The sequence below is a fragment of the Streptomyces sp. NPDC058691 genome, from assembly GCF_042714775.1.
Taxonomy (GTDB): Bacteria; Actinomycetota; Actinomycetes; order Streptomycetales; family Streptomycetaceae; genus Actinacidiphila.
Genome location: NZ_JBHXSO010000011.1, coordinates 154,394 through 161,340, shown reverse-complemented (window position 1 = coordinate 161,340; position 6,947 = coordinate 154,394). Strand labels below are relative to the sequence as shown.

The following is a 6,947-nucleotide window of genomic DNA, read 5'->3' as shown; positions in this document are numbered from 1 at the left end:
GGGTATGACTGCGATCAGTGGATGATGCCGGTACGCAGCGCTACCGCGACCATGCCCGCACGGTCGCCCGTGCCGAGTTTGCGGGCGATGCGTGCCAGGTGGCTCTTCACCGTGAGCGCGGACAGGCCCATCGAGACGCCGATCGCCTTGTTCGACTGGCCCTCCGCGACCAGCCGGAGGACCTCGACCTCGCGGCCCGACAGTTCCCGGTAACCACCGCCGTGGCCGGGGGCGCCGGGGGGCCGGCGCTGCAGGCGCTGCCCCGCAGCGCCGATGGGGGCGCCGCCGGGGCGCCCGGGGATGCCGAGATTGGTACGCGTACCGGTGACGACGTAGCCCTTGACGCCGCCGGCGAGGGCGTTGCGCACCGCGCCGATGTCGTCGGCGGCGGAGAGGGCAAGGCCGTTGGGCCAGCCTGCGGCGCGGGTCTCTGCGAGCAGGGTCAGCCCGGAGCCGTCGGGGAGGTGAACGTCGGCGACGCAGATGTCTCGGGGGGTGCCGACCCGCGGCCTGGCCTCAGCGACGGAGGACGCCTCGATCACGTCGCGCACCCCGAGCGCCCACAGATGGCGGGTCACGGTGGAGCGAACGCGGGGGTCGGCGACAACCACCATTGCGGTCGGCTTGTTCGGGCGGTAGGCGACCAGGCTTGTGGGGTGCTCGAGAAGAACCGACACCGGGCCTCCTGGGACGTGGCTGGAAGGGTCACAGGTTCCTTCGGCAGCAACTTCGCCCGGCTTTAGAGAAAGATCACGGTTTGTTTAGTAACAATTCCGGCAATTCGGACGCCCTGTCGATCGTTGTCGATCGAAGGTGTGAAGATCGCGTACATCGCGTGTGAGCCCGTGTTGACGGCGGTAAAGCGCGAGGTCGGACGCCGGGGCGCGCCGGATCCCGTCAGCGGGCCTGCTGCGGACCGCGACGCTTCGGCAGCGGCACGACGGACTGCGCCCCGCCCAGCGGCGGGCGCGGCTCGGCCGGCGTCGGGGGCAGCCCGGCGCTCGTGCACATCAGGTCGCACCAGCCCGCCAGGTGCGCGGCGACGTCCGGCACGCCGCCGGCGAGGGCCACCGGCGTCCACGAGGCGCGGATCTCGATGCGGGTGGAGTCCTCGCGCTCGGCGAGCGCGCCGAAGTGGTGCGAGGAACTGCGCGACACCGTGCCGCCCGCCGCGTCGAAGGCCGCTCCGTGCGCCTCCAGGGCGCCGGTCAGCCACGACCAGCTCACCTCGGGCAGCAGGGGATCGCCCGCCATCTCCGGTTCCAGCTCCGCCCGGACCAGCGTCACCAGGCGGAAGGCGCCCTGCCATCCCTCCTGGCCGTCCGCGTCGTACAGCAGCACCAGGCGGCCGTCCGCCAGTTCCTCGCCCTCCACCACGACGGCCGCCTCCAGGGCGTACGCGTGCGGGGCCAGGCGTTTGGGCGGCGGTACGGGTTCGAGCTCGACCTCGTTCCGTACGCGAGCGCGCCGCAGCGCGTCGACCGCGTGCTGGAACGGGAGAGGGGCGTCGTTCCCGTCCGAGAGGTGCCCATGAGCCGCTGCCATGCCGGGAAGCGTAGGCCGAAGGGCGGCTTCTGTGAGGGACGACACCCGGTCGGGCGGGTCGCCCACTTGGCGCATGCGAAGATTTGGGCGTGAGTGCGCACCAGCAGACCGCTGCTTCCCCCTTCATCCTGGCGTGCCGGCGCCGTCACGTGCCGCACACCCCCGTGTGGTTCATGCGCCAGGCGGGCCGCTCCCTGCCCGAATACCTCAAGCTGCGCGAGGGCATCCCGATGCTCGAGTCCTGCATGCGGCCGGACCTCGTCACCGAGATCACGCTGCAGCCGGTGCGCCGCCACAAGGTCGACGCGGCCATCTATTTCAGCGACATCGTGGTGCCGCTCAAGGCGATCGGTCTCGACCTCGACATCAAGCCCGGCGTCGGCCCCGTCGTCGCCGAACCCATCCGCACGGCCGCCGACCTCGACCGGCTGCGTCCGCTGGAGCCCGACGACGTCAAGTACGTCACCGAGGCGATCGGCATGCTGACCGGCGAACTCGGCGCGACGCCGCTGATCGGCTTCGCCGGCGCGCCCTTCACGCTGGCCAGCTACCTGGTCGAGGGCGGCCCCTCGCGCAACCACGAGCGCACCAAGGCGCTGATGTACGGCGAGCCCGAGCTGTGGGCCCGGCTGCTGGACCGCCTCGCGGACATCACCGCCGCCTTCCTGAAGGTGCAGATCGAGGCCGGCGCGAGCGCGGTGCAGCTCTTCGACTCCTGGGTCGGCGCGCTGGCCCCCGAGGACTACCGGCGCTACGTCATGCCGGCCTCGGTGAAGGTCTTCGACGCCGTCGCCGGGTACGGCGTGCCCCGCATCCACTTCGGCGTCGGCACCGGCGAGCTGCTCGGGCTCATGGGTGAGGCCGGCGCGGACGTCGTCGGCGTCGACTGGCGGGTGCCCCTGGAGGAGGCGGCGCGGCGCGTCGGCCCCGACAAGGCGCTCCAGGGGAACCTGGACCCGGCGGTGCTCTTCGCCCCGACCGCGGCCGTGGAGAAGAAGGCGCGCGAAGTGCTGTACTCGGCCCAGGCCGCACCCGGCCACATCTTCAACCTCGGGCACGGTGTCCTGCCGTCGACGGACCCGGACGCGCTGACGCGGCTCGTGGAGTTCGTCCACCAGGAGACGGCGCGCTGAGGCCTCCGGCCGCTCCCGCTTCTTCCGCTCTTCCGTTCTTCCGCGCACGGTCCGTGCGGCACGGCTCCCGCCCGCCGCACGGACCCTGCGCGCGGTCCGTGCGGCACGGCTCCCGCCCGCCGCACGGACCCTGCGCGCGCCGGGTCAGGGGCGCGGCTGCTCGGGTGCGGTGGCGGGTGCCGTGACCGGTGCGGGTGCCGTGACCGGCGCGGGCGCGGCGGGGCCGCCGCGGCGGCGGCCCAGGAGCCGGAAGATCAGCACGCCGAGCAGGGCGAGGACGGCGAACGGCAGCGCGGCGGCGAGGGCGATCAGCAGCACGCGCAGGGTGACGAGCAGCGCGTGCCAGCCCCCGCCGAGCGCGTCGCCCACGGAGGCCCAGAAGCCGTCGGCCTTCTTCGGCGCCGCGGACGGGTCCGGCTCGGTGAGGACGAGGGTCACCGTCGCCATGCCGGTCCGCTCCTTGAGCGAGGCCTGCTGCGCCTCCAGCGCCTCCAGATCGGCCTGACGGGTGCTGAGTTCGCCCTCCAGCGTGACGACGTCGCTCAGCTTGGTCGCCCGGTCCATCAGCTCCCGCACCCGCACGACACTCGCCCGCTGCGACTTGATGCGGCTCTCCACGTCGACGACCTGGCTCGTCACGTCCTCCGCGTTGACCTTGCGCTCCAGCAGCCGGCCGAGGCCGGCGAGGTCGCCGAGCACCCGGTCGTAGCCCCCCGGAGGCACCCGCAGGGTGACGCGGGAGTGCTCGCGGCCCTCGTCGTCCAGGGATGTGCTCTCGTCGCCGACGTAGCCGCCCGCGGCCTCGACGAGGGTGCGGGACTCGGCGAGCGCGTCGGGGACGTCCTTGGCCTCGACGGTGAGCGTCGCCGTGCGGACGATGAAGGAGCGGTCGAGGACGGGTGTTCCCTTGCTCTTCTCGCCCGACGCACCGGCGGCATCGGAGGGCGCCTCGGCCTTGCCGTCCGCCTGGGCCTGCGCCGGTTCCGCCACGGACTTGTCGTCGGCGCTGCTGAGGCTGCCGCCGTCCGACCCGCTGCAGCCGGTGAGGGCGAGCACACCCGCCAGCGCGAGTGCCGCAAGTGCTCTGCGGGCGGCGGTCGTTGGTGCGTTCATGGGTTCCCCCTGGGTCCGGCGCGGATGTCGCAGGTTCGACGGCGCGGGCGCGACGGGGGTTTCGTGTCCGTGATCCCGAAGAGGTCACGGTTAGGGCTCGTTCCGGCGTCTGAGACAGTGGAGACATGAGCGAAACGCAGCCCCGGGCCGGACACGTGGTGGTCGTCGGCGGCGGGGTCTCCGGACTCTCCGCGGCGCACTTCCTGCTGGAGGGCGGTGCGGCACGCGTGACGGTGCTGGAGTCCTCCGGCCGGCTCGGCGGCAAGCTGTACGCGGACGAGATCGCCGGCGTCCCCGTCGACCTCGGCGCGGAGTCGCTGCTGGCCCGCCGCCCCGAAGCGGTGGACCTGGCCCGCGCCGTCGGCCTCGGCGACGATCTGGAACCGCCCGCGACGACGACCGCCGGACTCTGGACGCGCGGCAGGATGCGCCCCATGCCCAAGGGCGGGGTGATGGGCGTCCCCGGCGACATCGGCTCGCTCGCCGCCTCCGGCGTGCTCTCCGCGGCCGGGCTGGCGCGGCTGCCGCTGGACCACGTGCTGCCCCGCACGAAGGTGGGCGACGACGTCGCCGTCGGCACCTACGTCGCGGCCCGGCTCGGCCACGAGGTCGTCGACCGGCTCGTCGACCCGCTGCTGGGCGGGGTCTACGCGGGCAACGCGTACGAGATCTCGCTGCGCGCCGCCATTCCGCAGCTGTACGAGAGCGCGCGCTCGGGCCGCTCCCTCATCGAGGCCGTCCGCGAGACCCAGCGCCGTGCGTCCGCGGCGGCGGCCGCTGCGGCCGCGGACGTCAAGAAGGAGCCTGCGCCGGTCTTCGCCGGCATCCGCGGCGGCGTGGGACGGCTGCCGGTCGCGGTCGCCGAGGCCTGCCGCGCCGCCGGTGCCCGTATCGAGACCGACGCCCCCGTACGGCAGTTGCGGCGCACCCCCGACGGCTGGCAGGTCGGCTGGGACCACGACGGCGTCCGCGAGGTGCTGGACGCCGACGCGGTCGTACTGGCCGTGCCGGCGCCCGCCGCCGCCAAGCTGCTCGGCTCGGAGTCCCCGGGCGCCGCGGCCGAGCTGGCGGCGGTGGAGTACGCGAGCGTCGCCCTGGTGACGATGGCCTTCCGGCGCCGCGAGATCACGCACGCGCTGCCCGGCAGCGGCTTCCTCGTGCCGCCGGTCGACGGCCGCACCATCAAGGCGTCCACCTTCTCCAGCCAGAAGTGGCACTGGAGCGGGGCCGCCGACTCCGACGTCTACGTGCTGCGCACCTCGGTCGGGCGGTACGGCCAGGAGGCCGACCTCGCCTGGGACGACACCGATCTCGTCCGGCTCTCCCGGGAGGACCTCGGCGAGGCCGTCGGGCTCACCGCGGCGCCCGTCGCGGCCCGCGTCACCCGGTGGGACGGCGGACTCCCGCAGTACCCGGTCGGCCACCTGGCGCGGGTCGCCCGCGTGCGCGAGCAGGTCGCCAAGCTGCCCGGCCTCGCGGTGTGCGGCGCGGTGTACGAGGGCGTGGGCGTCCCCGCCTGCGTGGCGAGCGCGCGCGGTGCCGCCGGGCAGGTCCTCGGCACCCTGCGGCCGTCCGCGGAACCCGGCGCGGGACAATAGCCCCATGAGCGACTCGACTGCTTCCGACACACCGGCCAAGGCCCCCAACGCGGGCAAGAAGGCCAAGGACCTCAACGAGGTCATCCGCTACACCCTCTGGTCGGTGTTCCGGCTCCGCGACGTCCTTCCCGAGGACCGCGCAGGCTGGGCGGAGGAGGTCGAGGAGCTCTTCGAGCAGCTCGCCGCCAAGGACGTGACGGTCCGGGGCACCTACGACGTCTCCGGGCTGCGCGCCGACGCCGACGTCATGATCTGGTGGCACGCGGAGACCGCCGACGCCCTCCAGGACGCCTACAACCGCTTCCGCCGCACCCGCCTCGGCCGTCGTCTGGACCCGGTCTGGTCCAACATGGCCCTGCACCGCCCCGCGGAGTTCAACAAGAGCCACATCCCGGCCTTCCTGGCCGACGAGACGGCTCGTGACTACGTCTCCGTCTACCCCTTCGTCCGCTCCTACGACTGGTATCTGCTGCCGGACGAGGACCGCCGCCGCATGCTCGCCGACCACGGCAAGATGGCGCGGGGTTACCCGGACGTGCGGGCGAACACGGTGGCGTCCTTCTCGCTCGGCGACTACGAGTGGATCCTGGCCTTCGAGGCGGACGAACTGCACCGGATCGTGGACCTGATGCGTCATCTGCGGGCGTCCGAGGCGCGGATGCACGTCCGTGAGGAGGTCCCGTTCTACACGGGCCGCCGCCGCTCGGTGGCGGAACTGGTGGCGGGCCTGGCCTGACGGCGCCGGAGTCCGTGCGCAGGGGCGGCCGGGGCGCCGGCCGCCGCTGCGGCGTGATCAGGCCAGGGCGGCGCGGAGCTCGGGATCGGGGAGCGCCGACGGGCCTCGGACCGCGAGGGCGGTGAGCAGCTGGGCGTCGTCCGGGGCGGGGCTGCGCGGGACCGGGACGGCGCGCAGCAGGTCCTGGCCGGTGGGGGAGGCCCAGCGGGTGTAGGGGTGGATCTCGACGCGGGCGATGCCGAAACAGCCGGCGGTCAGCAGCAGCGGGAGCGCGAACCAGGGCGCGATCGGGGCGGTGCCGCCCGGGTCGCTCGCGGTCGCGGCGGCCAGCATGACGACGATGACCACCACGGCGGCGCGCACCTCGCGCATGCCGGAGGCGACGGACTCACGGGCCGCCGCGGGAACCGCGAGACCCGCCGTGGTGAGGCGGTCGGCCAGGGTGCCGAGGACGTCGGAGGCGGCGTGCGCGGCGCGGGTCGCGGGGATCTGCCGCTGGCCCTCGGGACCGATCGCGGCGATCAGGGCGCGCTCGATGGCGTTTCGCCCCTCGGGGTCGACGACGGTCGCCCAGCCGGTTCCCGCCAGGTGCAGACGCCGCTGGCGGCCCATCGTGACCATTGCCAGATCCGTCACCCGGCGCGGCCCGCCGGAGAGGTAGGCCATCTCGTACAGCCCGAGCCGGCCGTCGCCCTCGGCAGGCGCGCTCGACGGCAGTTGGGCCGCGGCGACCGCCGCCCTGCACAGGTGTGCGCAGGAGACGATCGCCGCGGCCCAGGCCACGCAGAGGAACAGCATCCACATGAGGGAGTTCTAGCCCAA

Annotated in this window: 7 protein-coding genes; 3 read left to right on the top strand and 4 right to left on the bottom strand. The window is 73.8% G+C overall.

From position 1 onward, the window contains the following. Window positions 1-14: 14 nt before the first annotated feature. Window positions 15-677: a LuxR C-terminal-related transcriptional regulator gene (locus ACFWVC_RS10900; RefSeq protein ID WP_384281948.1), complete on the bottom strand. Its 663-nt coding sequence runs from the start codon at window positions 675-677 to the stop codon at window positions 15-17. A gap of 220 nt (window positions 678-897) precedes the next feature. Then, entirely contained in the window at window positions 898-1,545 is a 648-nt protein-coding gene (locus ACFWVC_RS10895; RefSeq protein WP_384281944.1) for a DUF3000 domain-containing protein, read from the bottom strand. Window positions 1,546-1,634: 89 nt separating this feature from the next. Between ACFWVC_RS10895 and hemE the strand changes: the two genes are divergently transcribed. Next, the gene (hemE, locus tag ACFWVC_RS10890; protein ID WP_384281940.1) at window positions 1,635-2,678 is read left to right on the top strand and encodes a uroporphyrinogen decarboxylase; all 1,044 of its coding nucleotides are present in this window, start codon (window positions 1,635-1,637) and stop codon (window positions 2,676-2,678) included. 144 nt (window positions 2,679-2,822) lie between these two features. Here hemE and ACFWVC_RS10885 read toward each other — a convergent pair whose 3' ends face one another. After that, window positions 2,823-3,791 (bottom strand): DUF4349 domain-containing protein, encoded by a 969-nt coding sequence (locus tag ACFWVC_RS10885; RefSeq protein ID WP_384281936.1) that lies wholly within the window; start codon window positions 3,789-3,791, stop codon window positions 2,823-2,825. 125 nt (window positions 3,792-3,916) lie between these two features. Here ACFWVC_RS10885 and hemG point away from each other — a divergent pair, with 125 nt between their 5' ends. Together hemG and hemQ are read left to right on the top strand one after the other, a co-directional pair. Beyond that, the gene (hemG, locus tag ACFWVC_RS10880) at window positions 3,917-5,389 is read left to right on the top strand and encodes a protoporphyrinogen oxidase (protein WP_384281930.1); all 1,473 of its coding nucleotides are present in this window, start codon (window positions 3,917-3,919) and stop codon (window positions 5,387-5,389) included. Window positions 5,390-5,393: 4 nt separating this feature from the next. After that, window positions 5,394-6,125, top strand: a complete 732-nt coding sequence (gene hemQ / locus ACFWVC_RS10875; protein WP_384281926.1) for a hydrogen peroxide-dependent heme synthase — start codon at window positions 5,394-5,396, stop codon at window positions 6,123-6,125. A 57-nt stretch (window positions 6,126-6,182) separates the two neighbouring features. On the opposite strand, the gene ACFWVC_RS10870 is transcribed toward hemQ, so the two are convergent. After that, window positions 6,183-6,929, bottom strand: coding sequence for a TIGR04222 domain-containing membrane protein (locus ACFWVC_RS10870; RefSeq protein WP_384281921.1), 747 nt, complete (start codon window positions 6,927-6,929; stop codon window positions 6,183-6,185). Window positions 6,930-6,947 lie beyond the last annotated feature (18 nt).